We start from the raw sequence: 12,970 nt of genomic DNA, 5'->3' as shown, positions 1-12,970 counted from the left end.
GGCGTTGCCGGCTCAAGGAACGAAGCAAGGCGCAATTGATGGCAGGCACGCCCGATTCCTGAACCTGGAACGGAAGGTGAGCACCATGTTGGTTCGTCTTTCTGCAGTACTGGCCCTGGCGTCGCTGCTGGTGGCGCTCCCCGCATTCGGCGCACAGGCGGTCGGCGTGCATCGCCTGGTCCTCACCGACCCGGTGGACGAGCAGCGCGAGATGAGCGCGGTCGCCTTCTATCCGGCGGCGGGCGAGCCCACGCGTACCGAGCTCGGCCTCTACCAGGTCGACGCCGGCCTGGACGCCCCCATCGCAGGCGGCCATTTCCCGCTGGTGCTGCTGTCGCACGGCAACGGCGGCTCGCCCCTGGCCCACCATGACCTGGCCACCGCACTGGCGCGACGCGGGTTCGTGGTGCTGGCGGTGCTGCACACCGGTGACAACTACAAGGACCAGAGCCGCAGCGGCACCCTGAGCAACCTCTACGGCCGCCCGCTGCAGCTGACCGCCGCCATCGACGCCGCCGAGCAGGACGCGATGCTGGCCGGCAGCCTGGATACCGAGCGGGTCGGGGTGATCGGCTACTCGGCCGGTGGCGAGACGGCGCTGATCCTCGCCGGCGCGCAGCCCGAGCCCGAGCGCCTGCGCGCCTACTGCCGGCAGTGGCCCGAAGACGGCGACGCCTGCGGGCATGCCGGCGAACTGATCTCCGACCGCGATGACCTGGAAGCCATCGCCGATTCACGTGTCAGCGCGCTGATGCTGATGGCGCCGCTGGGCCTGATGTTCGGCCGCAAGGAACTGGAGCCGGTACAGGTGCCGGTGCTGCTCTATTCCGGCGACGACGATCGCACCCTGCAGCTGGAGCAGAACGCCGGGGCCCTGCAGCGCAGGTTGCCCAATCCCCCGGATTTCCGCCTGCTGCCGGGAGCCGGGCACTTCGTGTTCATGGCGCCGTGCTCGGCCGAGATGGACGCCATGCTGCCGCAGCTGTGCCAGGACGCCGAGGGTGTCGACCGGGTCGCCATCCACCGCGAGCTGAACGCCGAGGCGGTGCGCTTCTTCACCCAGACCCTGAGCGACCTGCAGACCTCATCGCGCTGATCTGCCGTTTCGTCTCATGGATGGGACGGTGCATCGCATTTTTGCCGACTAATAAGGCTTTCGCTTCGTGGATAGGATTCTCCCCACTTCGATCACATCCGGTGATCGCCAGATCAGGGGATACCCATGAAACTTCTGCACCTCGATTCCAGCATCCTCGGCGACGCCTCCGCCTCCCGCCAACTGAGCCGCGCCGTGGTGCAGGCCTGGCAGGCCGCCAATGCCGGCGTCCAGCTCAGCTACCGTGACCTCGCCACCGATGCCTACGCCCACCTTTCCGCTGCCAGCCTGGTGGCTGGCGGCACCCCGGCGGAACTGCGCGACGCCGCGCAGAAGGCCGAAGTGAAGCTGGCCGAGGAAACCCTCGAGGAGTTCCTCGCCGCCGACGCCATCGTCATCGGTGCCCCGATGTACAACTTCACCGTGCCGACCCAGCTCAAGGCCTGGATCGACCGCATCGCCGTCGCCGGCAAGACCTTCGCCTACGACGAGAACGGCCCCAAGGGCCTCGCCGGTGGCAAGAAGGTGGTGATCGTCTCCACCGCCGGTGGCATCCACGCCGGCCAGCCCAGCGGCCAGGCTCATGAGGCCTACCTGGTGCAGGTGCTGAACTTCCTCGGCATCACCGACATCGAGATCGTCCGTGCCGAAGGCCTGGCCTACGGCGAAGACCCGCGCAGCAATGCGATCAAGGGTGCCCAGCAGCGCATCGGCGAACTCTTCGCCGCCGCCTGAGCCCGCTGAAAGCACGAAGCCCCGCGATTGCGGGGCTTCGTCGTTTCCGGGGTGGCGTCGTCAGCGGCGGACCTGTTTCAGCGTCTCGGCGATGAGGAAGGCCAGCTCCAGCGACTGGTCCGCGTTCAGGCGCGGGTCGCAGTGGGTGTGGTAGCGGTCGGAGAGGCCGTCCTCGGTGATCGGGCGGGCGCCGCCGATGCACTCGGTGACGTTCTGCCCGGTCATCTCGATATGGATGCCACCGGCATGGCTGCCCTCGGCCTGGTGCACCTGGAAGAACTGCTTCACCTCGGAAAGGATGATGGCGAAGTCGCGGGTCTTGTAGCCGCTGGAGGCCTTGATGGTGTTGCCGTGCATCGGGTCCGAGCTCCACAGCACCTTGCGACCCTCGGCCTGCACGGTGCGGATCAGCCGCGGCAGGTGCTCGCCGACCTTCTCGGCGCCCATGCGCACGATGAGGTTGAGGCGGCCCGGGTCGTTGTCCGGGTTGAGGATGTCGATCAGGCGGATCAGGTCTTCGCTCGGCATGCTCGGCCCCACCTTGACGCCGATGGGGTTGCCGACGCCGCGCAGGAACTCGACATGGGCACCGTCCAGCTGGCGGGTGCGGTCGCCGATCCAGAGCATGTGGGCGGAGCAGTCGTACCAGCCGCCGGTGAGGCTGTCGCGGCGCACGAAGGCCTGCTCGTAGTTCAGCAGCAGCGCTTCGTGGGCGGTGAAGAAGCTCGCCTCGCGCAGCTGCGGGGCGCTGTCCAGGCCGCAAGCGCGCATGAAGGCGAGGGTCTCGTCGATGCGGTCGGCGAGCTGGCTGTACTTCTCCGTCAGCGCCGAGTTGGCGATGAAGTCGAGGTTCCACTGGTGCACCTGGTGCACATCGGCGAAGCCGCCCTGGGCGAAGGCGCGCAGCAGGTTGAGGCTGGCGGTGGACTGGTGGTAGGCCTGCAGCAGGCGCTCCGGGTCCGGCGCGCGGCTGGCGGCGTCGAAGCCGATGCCGTTGACGATGTCGCCCCGGTAGGCGGGCAGGGTGACGCCGCCGATGGTCTCGTCATCGGCCGAGCGCGGCTTGGCGAACTGGCCGGCCATGCGCCCCACCTTCACCACCGGGCAACCGGCGGCGAAGGTCATGACGATGGCCATCTGCAGCAGCACCTTGAAGGTGTCGCGGATCTTGGCGGCGGAGAACTCGGCGAAGCTCTCCGCACAATCGCCTCCCTGGAGGAGGAAGGCGCGGCCTTCGGTGACTTCGCTGAACTGGCGGCGCAGCTCGCGTGCCTCGCCGGCGAACACCAGGGGCGGGTAGCTGGCCAGGGTCTGCTCGACCTGGGCCAGGCGCGCGGCGTCCGGGTAGGTCGGCTGTTGCAGGATCGGCTTGGTTCTCCAGCTTTCCGGGCTCCAGTCTGCGCTGGACGACAAGTTGCTCATCAGGGTCTCGATCAGGGCTGTGTGGCGGATGGCGCATGGTAACCGAAAGGCCCCGCGCTGCCAGCGCTTCAGGCACGCCAGGCGAGCAGTGCGCCGCAGAGGCACAGCAGCAGGTGGATGGCGGTGCGGAAGTACCGTTCGGCCACGCGGTGGTGCAGCCACTCGCCCGCCACCACGCCGATGGCCAGCAGCGGCAGGTAGAGCGCCAGGTGGGGCAGGGCGGGAACCAGTCGGCCGTCCACCAGGAAGGCCAGGCTGAGCAGGCCGTTGAGGGCGAGCCAGACACAGGCGAGCGTGGCCCGCAGGCGCGCCTTGCCCAGGGGCGTCGCGGCCAGCGCGTAGACCAGCAACGGGCCACCCGAGGCGAACAGGCCGTGGCAGAGGCCGCCGGCGCCGATCTGCAGGCGGGTCATCCAGAGGGGCGTGCGGCCCCGGGGGCGTTCGCGCCTCTGCCGCCACAGTTCGCGCAGGGCGAACCAGAGGATCAGCACGCCGAAGCCCCGCTTCAGCGCGTCGCCATCGAGCCAGGGCAGCAGGGCGTAGCCGAGCAGGGTGCCGACGAGCATGGCCGGCAGGATGCCGCCCAGCAGCAGCGGCCAGTCCGCCAGGTGCCGGTAGCGCCAGGCCAGGTAGCCGCTCATCAGCAGGTTCAGCGGCACCAGCACCGGCAGCAACCGGTCGATCGGCAGCAGCAGGGCGCCGAGGGACAGGGCGACCACCGTGCTGCCGAAGCCGGTGACGGCTTCCAGGCCATAGGCGAAGAGGATGAACAGGCCCAGCCACAGCCAGGCATCGTCGCCCACCTCAGGCCAGCGCAGGGGCGTCGGCGGGCTGTTCGCGCAGGTCGCGGCGCAGCTCGTCGATATGCCGTTTCACGCTGCTGCGGTAGCTGTCCTTGTGCACGTAGTAGGCCATGCGCTCCAGTTCCAGGTAGGCGTAGCCGCCATCCAGGCGCTGCCCGGCGCGCTCGGCCTTGAGGCGACGGAAGCCTTCGGCCGAGGCGCTGCCGGCCCGGCACTGGCGGATGAACAGCGCCACCAGCTCGGCCTGCTCGGCGCGGCCCTGCCAGCCGAGGCCCGACGCTTCCACCATGCCCATCATGAACAGGTCGTCGTACTGCGGATGGAAGATGTTCAGGTACAGCTGCGGGGCCCCGGCGCGCTCGGGCCAGTTCAGTTCCTCGCGGGCGATGAAGGGGTAGTCCAGCTTGTAGCCCGTGGCCTGGAGGATGAGGTCGTAGTCCGCCCGGCTGCCGTCGCGGAACGCCACCTGGCGGCCTTCGACGCTGGCCAGGTCGGGCCGCGCCTTGATGTCGCCGTGGCCGAGGTGGTGCAGCACCAGGGAGTTCACCACCGGGTGGGATTCGTAGAGGCGGTAGTCCGGGTCGGGCAGGCCGTAGTCGGAAGGCTTGCCGATGAGGGCGCGGATCAGGGCGCCGTCGATGCGTTGCTTGAGCGGGCGTGGCAGCTTCACCGCGCCGCCGAAGGTGTCGATGGGGCGGCCGAGGAGGAACTTGGGCAGGAAGTAGTAGCCACGGCGTACCGAGATATCGACCGAGCGGGCGCGGTGCACGGCGTCGACGGCGATGTCGCAGGCCGAGTTGCCGCAGCCGATCACCAGCACGCGCTTGCCCTCGAACAGCGCCGGGGAGCGGTAGTCGGCCGAATGCAGCAGCTCGCCGTCGAAGCAGCCGGGCAGTTCCGGCTGGTTGGGCGCATGCAGGGTGCCGCTGGCGATGAGCACGCCATCCACCTGCCATTCGCGGCGTTCGCCGTTGCGCTCGCTGGTGAGCCTCCAGCCCTTGTCCTGGCGCTCCAGCGATTGGACGCGGGTGCCGAACTGGTAGTGCTCGCGCAGGCCGAAATGCTCGGCGTAGTCGCGGAAGTAGCGGCGCATCTCGCTGTGGTGCGGGTAGGGCGCCACGTCGTCGGCCATCGGGAATTCGCTGAACTCGGTGGTGCGCTTGGAGGAGATCAGGTGCGCGGACTCGTACATGGTGCTGTGGGGGTTGTCGATGTCCCAGAGACCGCCCACATCTTCATGCAATTCGAAGCCGACGAAGGGGATTCCATGCTTCTGCAACTGGCGGGCCGCGCAAAGGCCCATGGGGCCGGCGCCGATGATGGCGTACATGAGTGGGATGCACCTCTTGGCTGTTATTCTTCTCGGGTTTTTTCGGGCAGCGCCTGGCTGGGCCTGCGGCATGCCCGGATTATGGCGAGGTGAGGGCACCTCGCTTCAATGGCAAACGGCGCCTTTGTGGCGCGCTCCTGGTGCGAAATGTCACGGGGAGCGGACTGGGGAGTGGCGATGCGCGAGGAGCGTTTGCTGGCGGAGGTGCATGACGAGTTCGGCGTCATCCGCGTGCTGGAAGTGGGTGAGTACCGGTTTCTCGAATTCGGCGAGGCGGTGGAGCAGAGCTGCGTCTTCACTGCCGATCCCTGCTGGCTGGAGTACGACTACACCCGCGCGATGCTACTGGGCGCGCTGTGCCACGAGTACCCGGAGAGCGCACTGTTCCTCGGCCTGGGAGCCGGCACCCTGACCCAGGCGTGCATGAAGTTCCTGCCGCTGGACGATGTGGAAGTGGTCGAGCTGCGTCCCGAGGTGCCGCGCCTGGCCATGCAATACCTCGGCCTCGACGACGACCCGCGCCTCACGGTGCGCATCGGTGATGCCCTGGATTTGCTGGACAGCGCCGAGACCGCCGACCTGATCTTCGTCGATCTCTACACCGACACCGGTCCCGGCGTCGGCCACCTCGCCTGGCGCTTCCTGGAAAACTGCCAGAAGCGCCTCAACCCCGGTGGCTGGCTGGTGATCAACCAGTGGGCCGGCAACGACGGTCGTCCGCTGGGCGCCGCCCTGCTGCGCGGTCTCTACCACCGCCACTACTGGGAGTGCCCGGTGAAGGAGGGCAACGTCATCCTCATCGTCCCCGCCGATCTCGAGCAGCAGCTGGACGTCGAGGCCCTGGCCGCCCGCTGCGAGGCCTTGGCGCCGCGCCTGGGCTACTCGCTGCAACCCCTGCTGGACGTGCTGCGCCCGGCGACCTGATCGCCCTGGTCGATCCCGACCGTCTTCGCGAAGCCTTCCAGTGCCTGGGCGGCTTCGTGCGGCCTGGCTTGCAGCAGGCAGTGCGGGGCCTCCAGTCGCAGGCATCGAAAGTCCCCTGAATAGCGTTCGATGAGCCGGGCAGCGTCAGCTGGCACCAGCCGATCCTCCGCCGCCTGCAGGTACAGCAGCGGCACCTGGATCCGCTGCAGGTGCCCGGTGGCATCCACATCCAGCACCGCGCGCAGCCGGGCCTGCAGGGTCGCCGATGACAGCGGCGCCAGTGCGTCGACCAGGGCCTGGTTCAGCGCCGGTGTGGCGAACCTGCCGAGCAGCAACTGGCTCAGCAGGGCGCGGGGAGCCAGCCGCGGAGACAGAAGCGGCAGCAGGCCGCTCAGCCACGCGAGGCCGGGGCGAGGGTTGCGGACGAAGGTGCAGCAGAGCACCAGTCCCAGCAGCCCAGCGGGGCGATCGGCCGCAAGACTGACGGCGATGGGGCCGGAGAAGGATTCGCCGAGCAGGATGAACGGCTGGCCAACGGGCAGTTGCTGCCTGACCTGATCCATCAATGGCGCATAGCCGAGCGGTCGCTCCGCCGGATAGCGCACGACCTGCGCGTGCAGGTCGCCACCCAGCGCCTGGATCAATGGAGCGAAGAGCTCGCCGCTGCCGTCCATGCCCGGCAGCAGCACCAGGGTGATTGTCGCCAGGATCAGCGCCCCTTGAATTCGCCCGGACGGCGTTCGAGCATCGCGCGTACGCCTTCCTGGGCGTCTTCGGAGCCCAGCAGGCGCCTGGCCACCGCCGGCAGGTTGCGGGCGGCGACCTGCTCGCCTTCGCTCACGGTCTGGCGCGCCGAGGCGAGTGTGGCCTTGATGCCCAGCGGTGCCTGCGCGGCGACCCGTTCTGCCAGCCACAATGCGCGGGGCATCAGCTCCTCGCTGGCCAGCACTTCCTGGACCAGGCCGAGGCGGTAGGCCTCGTGGGCATCGAACTCATCGCCGGTGAGCAGCCAGCGCATGGCGTTGCCCCAGCCGGCGGCCTGGTGCAGGCGCAGGGTGGCGCCGGCGAACGGGAAGATGCCGCGCTGAACCTCCATCTGCGCGAAACGGGTGTTGCTGGCGCAGAGGTTGATGTCGGCGGCCAGCATCAGCTCGATGCCGATGGTGAAGCAGTAGCCCTGTACGGCCAGGATCAGCGGTTTGGAAAGGCGCTCGCCCCCGAAGGTGCCCCAGGGGTCGACCGCGCCCTCCGGCAACTGCCAGCCGTTCCTGAAGGTCTCGGCGACATTGGCCAGGTCCAGCCCCGCGGTGAAGTGCTCGCCATGGGCGAAGACCAGCGCACAGCGCGCGTCGTCATCACGCTCGTATTCGCCCAATGCCGTGACCAGGTCATCGAGCATCGCCTGGTCGAAGGCATTGCGCTTGGCGGTACGGTCCAGTCCGAGCAGCAGGACGTGGCCGCGTTTCTCACGGCTAACGCGGCCAGGGGTGGCTTGGGTCATGGGTGGGTCCTTTGGCGTGGAAGGGGCGGGGGCATGGAGGATATAGCCGGGGCGTCGGTCGTTGTCCACGGGGGAATGACCGTCCGGCGGCGTTGATGACGAACATGTGAAAAACACGCGCGACGGTCAGCTTTTTCCGGTATGATTCGCGCCGGCCTTAACCGGCCCCGTTCAGGAACTGCATTTTTCGAGGCATTCGCCTTCGGCTGCACCGTCCGCTTCGCGGACTACCCTTGACGTTACATCCATATCAATAAGCAACTCGCAAATTCTCTCCCAGGCTGCCAGGGTGACCCACAAGGTCTTTCGGCATATGCAGCTCTGGGATTTGGGTCTTTGCGGATGCACATGAGGCAGACCCATGACCCAGGATATCGGCGGATTCGCCGCGCTCGGACTTCATCCCAACGTTCTCGCAGCCATCTCGGCTGTCGGCTATGAAGAGCCATCTCCCATCCAGGCCCAGTCGATTCCGGTGATCCTCGCCGGCCACGACATGATTGGCCAGGCCCAGACCGGTACCGGCAAGACAGCAGCCTTCGCGCTGCCCATCCTCTCCCGTATCGATCCGGCCAAACGCGAGCCGCAGGCGCTGATCCTGGCACCGACCCGCGAGCTCGCACTGCAAGTCGCCACCGCTTTCGAAACCTACGCCAAGCAGATGCCAGGCCTGAACGTGGTCGCCGTCTATGGCGGCGCGCCCATGGGCCCGCAGCTCAAGGCCCTGCGCCAGGGCGCCCAGGTGATCGTGGCCACCCCCGGCCGCCTGTGCGACCACCTGCGCCGTGACGAGCAGATGCTCGCCACCGTGCAGCAACTGGTCCTGGACGAAGCGGACGAAATGCTCAAGCTCGGCTTCATGGACGACCTGGAGGTGATCTTCCAGGCCCTGCCGGAAAGTCGTCAGAGCGTGCTGTTCTCCGCCACCCTGCCGCCGTCGATCCGTTCGATCGCCGAGCGTCACCTGAAAGAGCCGCAGCACGTCAAGATCGCCGCCAAGACCCAGACCGTTGCCCGCATCGAGCAGGCTCATCTGATGGTCCATGCCGACCAGAAGGTCGGTGCCGTGCTGCGCCTGCTGGAAGTCGAGGAATTCGACGCCCTGATCGCCTTCGTGCGTACCAAGCAGGCCACCCTGGACCTGGCTTCCGCCCTGGAAGCCAAGGGCTACAAGGCCGCTGCGCTGAACGGCGACATCGCCCAGAACCAGCGTGAGCGCGTGATCGAGTCCCTCAAGGACGGCCGCCTGGACATCGTCGTCGCCACCGACGTCGCTGCCCGTGGTATCGACGTACCGCGCATCACCCACGTGGTGAACGTGGACATGCCGTACGACCCCGAGTCCTACGTGCACCGTATCGGCCGTACCGGCCGTGCCGGTCGTGATGGTCGTGCACTGCTGCTGGTCACCCCGCGCGAGCGCCGCATGCTGCAGGTGATCGAGCGCGTGACCAACCAGAAGGTCGCCGAAGTGCGCCTGCCCAACGCCCAGCAGGTGCTGGACGCGCGCATCAAGAAGCTGACCGCCAGCCTCGCGCCCCTGGTGGCCGATGCCGAGGCCAGCCATGGCGAGCTGCTGGATCGCCTGATCGCCGACATCGGCTGCAGCCCGCGTGCCCTGGCCGCAGCGCTGCTGCGCAAGGCCACCAACGGCCAGGCGCTGAACCTCGCCGACGTCGAGCGCGAGCAGCCGCTGGTGCCGAGCGCCTCTCAGCCGCGCGAGCGTCGTGAGCGTGATGGCGAGCGCAGCACTGAGCGCAGCGAGTACCGCGAGCGTCGTGCCCCGCTGCCGCTGACCGAAGGCCGCGTGCGTTGCCGCACCGCGCTGGGGACTCGTGACGGCATCGCCGCGAAGAACCTGCTCGGCGCCATCCTCAACGAGGGTGGCCTGGCACGTGACGCCATCGGTCGCATCCAGATCCGCGAGACCTTCAGCCTGATCGAGTTGCCGGAAGACGGCCTGGATCGCCTGCTGGGCAAGCTCAAGGACACCCGCGTCGCGGGCAAGTCCCTGAAGCTGCGCCGCTATCGCGAAGACTGATCCACGCCTGACGAAAAAGCCCCGCACTCGCGGGGCTTTTTTATGGGCGATGGTTTGGGTGGCGGCACTCCTGTAGGGGCGAATTCATTCGCCCAAGGCTGCAGGGCTGCCCCTGAGGTCTAGCCGAACCGATAGATATCCATCCCCAGCGCGCCGAGGGTGAAGCCCTTGTGCGCCACGCTGAAGTCACCGCCTGCGCCTCGGGCGAAATAGAGCGGGAGCAGGTGTTCATCGCTGGGATGGCTGCGGCGGGCGTGGGGTGCCAGCGCGCGGTAGTCGTGCAGGGCTTCCTCGTCGCCAGCCTCCAGGCGCTCGACCATCCAGTCGCGGAATTCCAGGGCCCAGGGAGTGATCACTTCCGGCCCGGCACGCCAGTTCAGCTCGCCCAGGTTGTGGGTGATGCTGCCGGAGCCGATCAGCAGCACGCCGCGCTCGCGCAGGGCGGCCAGGGCGCGGCCGACGCGGGTCTGGAAGGCAGGGCCGAGACGGCTGGGCAGGGACAGTTGCAGCACCGGGACATCCGCCTCCGGGTACATCAGCGACAGCGGCACCCAGACGCCATGGTCCATCGGGCGCTGCGGGTCGATGGCAGCGTCCAGGTCGTGCTCGCGCAGCAGTCGCTGCACATCGGCGGCCAGCGCCGGGGCGCCGTGCGCCGGGTACTGCACCGCGTAGAGTTCGGGCGGGAAGCCGTAGAAGTCGTGCCAGGTCTCCAGCTGCGTGCCGCCGCTGATGGCCAGGCGCTCGCTTTCCCAGTGGGCGGAGACCACCAGGATCGCTTCCGGGCGTGGCAGCTCGCGGGCCAGCCGCGCAAGCGCGGGGCCGCTGGCGCCAGGTTCCAGGGCGAGCATCGGGGAGCCATGGGAAATGAAAAGACTGGGTAGCATCGGGCGCTTCCTCCGTTAGGATGAGCGCCATCTTCGGGGCTGGACGTATCGACATCCAGCATAAATTCTTGAGCGTTCCTATCGAATCGGCAGGTGGATGGTGCACGAGCGTTTCTGGCAGGACAGATGGGCCAACGACCAGATCGGTTTTCATCTGGATGAGGTCAACACCTATTTGCGGCACTACTGGCCCGCGCTTGGCCTGGCGCCTGGCTCGCGGGTGCTGGTGCCCTTGTGCGGCAAGACCCTGGACCTGGCCTGGCTGGCCGCGCAGGGGTATCGGGTGCTGGGCGTGGAGCTGGCGGAGAAGGCGGTGACCGGGTTCTTCGCCGAGCAGGGGTCGCAGCCCGAGATCCGCGATGAGGGCGCCCTGGTCCGCTACAGCGCGGGTGGCGTCGAGATTCTCCTGGGTGATTTCTTCGCCCTGGATGCGCGGGAGGTCGCGGAATGTACCGGGCTCTATGACCGCGCGGCGCTCATCGCCCTGCCGCCGGAGATGCGCGAGCGCTACGCGGCGCATCTGGGTTCGATTCTTCCGGCTCGCTGCGAAGGGCTGATGGTGACCCTGGAATATGACCAGGAACGCCTCGACGGCCCGCCGTTCTCGGTGCCGGAGGCGGAGGTGCGGCAGCGCTTCGGAACGGATTGGAGCGTGGAGCTGCTGGAGCGCCAGGACGTGCTGGAGAAGAACTGGAAGTTCGCCTCCCGTGGGCTGGATGAGCTGTTCGAGCCGGTGTTCCGCCTGCAGCGCCGCTAGGGGGTACATCGCGCGGACATGAAAAAGGCGGCCGGTTGGCCGCCTCTTTCGTGGCGCTTGGATCAGCCGCGGCGGCGCAGGGCCTCGATGCGGTCTTCCAGCGGCGGGTGGCTCATCAGCAGGCCGGCGAGGCCGTTCTTCAGGCCGCCGTTGATGCCGAAGGCGGTGAGGCTGTCGGGCATCTGCACCGGCACGCCCTGTTCCGCGCGCAGGCGCTGCAGGGCGCCGATCATGGCGTTGGTGCCGGCCAGCTGGGCGCCGGCTTCGTCGGCACGGTATTCGCGTTTGCGCGAGAACCACATGACGATGATGCTGGCGAGGATGCCCAGGACCAGTTCGGCGAAGATGGTCGCCACGAAGTAACCGATACCGTGGCCTTCCTCGTTCTTCAGAATCACCTTGTCGACGAAGTTGCCGAAGATGCGCGCGAAGAACATCACGAAGGTGTTCACCACGCCCTGTACCAGCGCCAGGGTGACCATGTCGCCGTTGGCCACGTGGCCGATCTCGTGGGCCAGCACGGCTTTCACCTCGTCGGGCGAGAAGCGCTCCAGCAGGCCCTGGCTCACGGCGACCAGGGCGTCGTTGCGGTTCCAGCCGGTGGCGAAGGCGTTGGCCTCGTAGGCGGGGAAGATGCCGACTTCCGGCATCTTGATGCCGGCTTCACGGGAGAGTTGCTCCACGGTCTGCAGCAGCCACTGCTCGTGGCGGGTGCGGGGCTGGGTGATGATTTCGGTGCCGGTGCTCATCTTCGCCATCCATTTGGAGATGAACAGCGAGACCAGGGAGCCGGCGAAGCCGAACACGGCACAGAACACCAGCAGGCTGCCGTAATTCTGGCCAGTGAAGCGGTCTACGCCCAGCAGCTTCAGGGTGATGCTGGCGATCACCAGGACTGCGAGGTTGGTGGCCACGAACAACAGGATGCGCATCATGGTTAAAGCGGTCTCCTCAGGGAAAGACGGTGTAATGCGGGGTTATATAAGGTGCGCCAGATGCCTATTCAACCTGGGCTCTATTTCAAACTGTGTCGCCTGTCGTGCCGCCGGTCCCGACGAAGAGCAACCGGGTGAGGCGGGCGGTGCGTTCGCTGTTGCGGCTGGCCAGGGCCTCGCGCAGCTGGTGGGCGAGGGTGGCGTGGACGCGGCGCACGCTGGGTGGCAGTTCGTCGTCGCTGCGCACGGCGTGGGGCAGGGTGCGGGACAGGCGCAGGAAGCCCTTCTCGCTGAGTACGGCCTGGTCCAGCGCCTCGTAGCGGATGGTGCTTTCGTAGCGGATGTAGCCCTCTTCGGCCAGCCAGATCAGTGCGCCCAGGCAGCCCTGGTGGCGTTTGCTGGGGAGGCCGAATTCGTCGGGTTCCTCGTGGCCGATGAGGTCCTCGATATAGAGGGCGACCTTGCGCGGAAAGGCCTGGTAGAGCATCAGCATGCCGGCCGCGCAGTCCTTGTAGAAGTCGTCGATCTGCAGGTCCATG

Annotated in this window: 13 protein-coding genes; 5 read left to right on the top strand and 8 right to left on the bottom strand. The window is 67.6% G+C overall.

Features of this window, described 5'->3' with window-relative positions:
* Positions 1-88: 88 nt before the first annotated feature.
* A complete protein-coding gene (locus HSX14_RS18720; RefSeq protein ID WP_173178313.1) occupies positions 89-1,096 on the top strand; it encodes an alpha/beta hydrolase family protein in 1,008 nt (335 codons plus the stop codon).
* Between the two features lie 126 nt (positions 1,097-1,222).
* Complete coding sequence (locus HSX14_RS18715; RefSeq protein ID WP_173178241.1) at positions 1,223-1,831, top strand: FMN-dependent NADH-azoreductase; 609 nt, start codon at positions 1,223-1,225, stop codon at positions 1,829-1,831.
* Between the two features lie 60 nt (positions 1,832-1,891).
* On the opposite strand, the gene HSX14_RS18710 is transcribed toward HSX14_RS18715, so the two are convergent.
* The 3 genes from HSX14_RS18710 to HSX14_RS18700 all read right to left on the bottom strand — a co-directional run bounded on the left by HSX14_RS18710 (position 1,892) and on the right by HSX14_RS18700 (position 5,386).
* A complete protein-coding gene (locus HSX14_RS18710) occupies positions 1,892-3,253 on the bottom strand; it encodes a class II 3-deoxy-7-phosphoheptulonate synthase (RefSeq protein WP_111260378.1) in 1,362 nt (453 codons plus the stop codon).
* Between the two features lie 68 nt (positions 3,254-3,321).
* Positions 3,322-4,056, bottom strand: coding sequence for a sulfite exporter TauE/SafE family protein (locus HSX14_RS18705; protein ID WP_173178240.1), 735 nt, complete (start codon positions 4,054-4,056; stop codon positions 3,322-3,324).
* A gap of 1 nt (position 4,057) precedes the next feature.
* Complete coding sequence (locus HSX14_RS18700) at positions 4,058-5,386, bottom strand: flavin-containing monooxygenase (RefSeq protein WP_173178239.1); 1,329 nt, start codon at positions 5,384-5,386, stop codon at positions 4,058-4,060.
* Positions 5,387-5,563: 177 nt separating this feature from the next.
* Here HSX14_RS18700 and HSX14_RS18695 point away from each other — a divergent pair, with 177 nt between their 5' ends.
* Positions 5,564-6,310: a spermidine synthase gene (locus tag HSX14_RS18695; protein WP_173178238.1), complete on the top strand. Its 747-nt coding sequence runs from the start codon at positions 5,564-5,566 to the stop codon at positions 6,308-6,310.
* Here the strand turns inward: HSX14_RS18695 and HSX14_RS18690 are convergent.
* Together HSX14_RS18690 and HSX14_RS18685 are read right to left on the bottom strand one after the other, a co-directional pair.
* Positions 6,265-6,999: an alpha/beta fold hydrolase gene (locus tag HSX14_RS18690; protein ID WP_338019578.1), complete on the bottom strand. Its 735-nt coding sequence runs from the start codon at positions 6,997-6,999 to the stop codon at positions 6,265-6,267. The two genes, HSX14_RS18695 and HSX14_RS18690, sit on opposite strands and share 46 nt — an antisense overlap.
* Positions 7,000-7,019: 20 nt before the next feature.
* Positions 7,020-7,811: a crotonase/enoyl-CoA hydratase family protein gene (locus HSX14_RS18685; protein ID WP_173178236.1), complete on the bottom strand. Its 792-nt coding sequence runs from the start codon at positions 7,809-7,811 to the stop codon at positions 7,020-7,022.
* Positions 7,812-8,172: 361 nt separating this feature from the next.
* Between HSX14_RS18685 and HSX14_RS18680 the strand changes: the two genes are divergently transcribed.
* Positions 8,173-9,852 (top strand): DEAD/DEAH box helicase, encoded by a 1,680-nt coding sequence (locus HSX14_RS18680; RefSeq protein ID WP_173178235.1) that lies wholly within the window; start codon positions 8,173-8,175, stop codon positions 9,850-9,852.
* Positions 9,853-9,971: 119 nt separating this feature from the next.
* On the opposite strand, the gene HSX14_RS18675 is transcribed toward HSX14_RS18680, so the two are convergent.
* On the bottom strand, positions 9,972-10,739 hold the full coding sequence (locus HSX14_RS18675; protein ID WP_173178234.1) for a DODA-type extradiol aromatic ring-opening family dioxygenase: 768 nt from the start codon (positions 10,737-10,739) through the stop codon (positions 9,972-9,974).
* Positions 10,740-10,839: 100 nt separating this feature from the next.
* On the opposite strand from HSX14_RS18675, the gene HSX14_RS18670 reads away from it, so the two are divergent.
* On the top strand, positions 10,840-11,496 hold the full coding sequence (locus HSX14_RS18670; protein WP_173178233.1) for a thiopurine S-methyltransferase: 657 nt from the start codon (positions 10,840-10,842) through the stop codon (positions 11,494-11,496).
* 62 nt (positions 11,497-11,558) lie between these two features.
* Here the strand turns inward: HSX14_RS18670 and htpX are convergent, their stop codons facing one another.
* Both htpX and HSX14_RS18660 read right to left on the bottom strand, forming a co-directional pair.
* Positions 11,559-12,431 carry a protease HtpX gene (gene htpX / locus HSX14_RS18665; RefSeq protein WP_021217366.1) on the bottom strand — a complete coding sequence of 291 codons (873 nt, stop codon included), beginning with the start codon at positions 12,429-12,431 and terminating at the stop codon, positions 11,559-11,561.
* Between the two features lie 85 nt (positions 12,432-12,516).
* Positions 12,517-12,969 (bottom strand): hypothetical protein, encoded by a 453-nt coding sequence (locus HSX14_RS18660; RefSeq protein ID WP_173178232.1) that lies wholly within the window; start codon positions 12,967-12,969, stop codon positions 12,517-12,519.
* Position 12,970: the final 1 nt, after the last annotated feature.

This window comes from Pseudomonas tohonis (genome assembly GCF_012767755.2).
Lineage (GTDB): Bacteria > Pseudomonadota > Gammaproteobacteria > Pseudomonadales > Pseudomonadaceae > Metapseudomonas > Metapseudomonas tohonis.
The sequence above is the reverse complement of the archived record's forward strand: the minus strand, read 5'-3'. Positions and strand labels throughout refer to the sequence as shown.

Coding starts and splice junctions, on each gene's coding strand:
- HSX14_RS18715 (WP_173178241.1), top strand. CDS start 1,223: ATGAAACTTCTGCACCTCGATTCCAGCATCCTCGGCGACGCCTCCGCC.
- HSX14_RS18710 (WP_111260378.1), bottom strand. CDS start 3,253: ATGAGCAACTTGTCGTCCAGCGCAGACTGGAGCCCGGAAAGCTGGAGA.
- HSX14_RS18700 (WP_173178239.1), bottom strand. CDS start 5,386: ATGTACGCCATCATCGGCGCCGGCCCCATGGGCCTTTGCGCGGCCCGC.
- HSX14_RS18695 (WP_173178238.1), top strand. CDS start 5,564: ATGCGCGAGGAGCGTTTGCTGGCGGAGGTGCATGACGAGTTCGGCGTC.
- HSX14_RS18685 (WP_173178236.1), bottom strand. CDS start 7,811: ATGACCCAAGCCACCCCTGGCCGCGTTAGCCGTGAGAAACGCGGCCAC.
- HSX14_RS18680 (WP_173178235.1), top strand. CDS start 8,173: ATGACCCAGGATATCGGCGGATTCGCCGCGCTCGGACTTCATCCCAAC.
- HSX14_RS18675 (WP_173178234.1), bottom strand. CDS start 10,739: ATGCTACCCAGTCTTTTCATTTCCCATGGCTCCCCGATGCTCGCCCTG.
- htpX (WP_021217366.1), bottom strand. CDS start 12,431: ATGATGCGCATCCTGTTGTTCGTGGCCACCAACCTCGCAGTCCTGGTG.
- HSX14_RS18660 (WP_173178232.1), bottom strand. CDS start 12,969: ATGGACCTGCAGATCGACGACTTCTACAAGGACTGCGCGGCCGGCATG.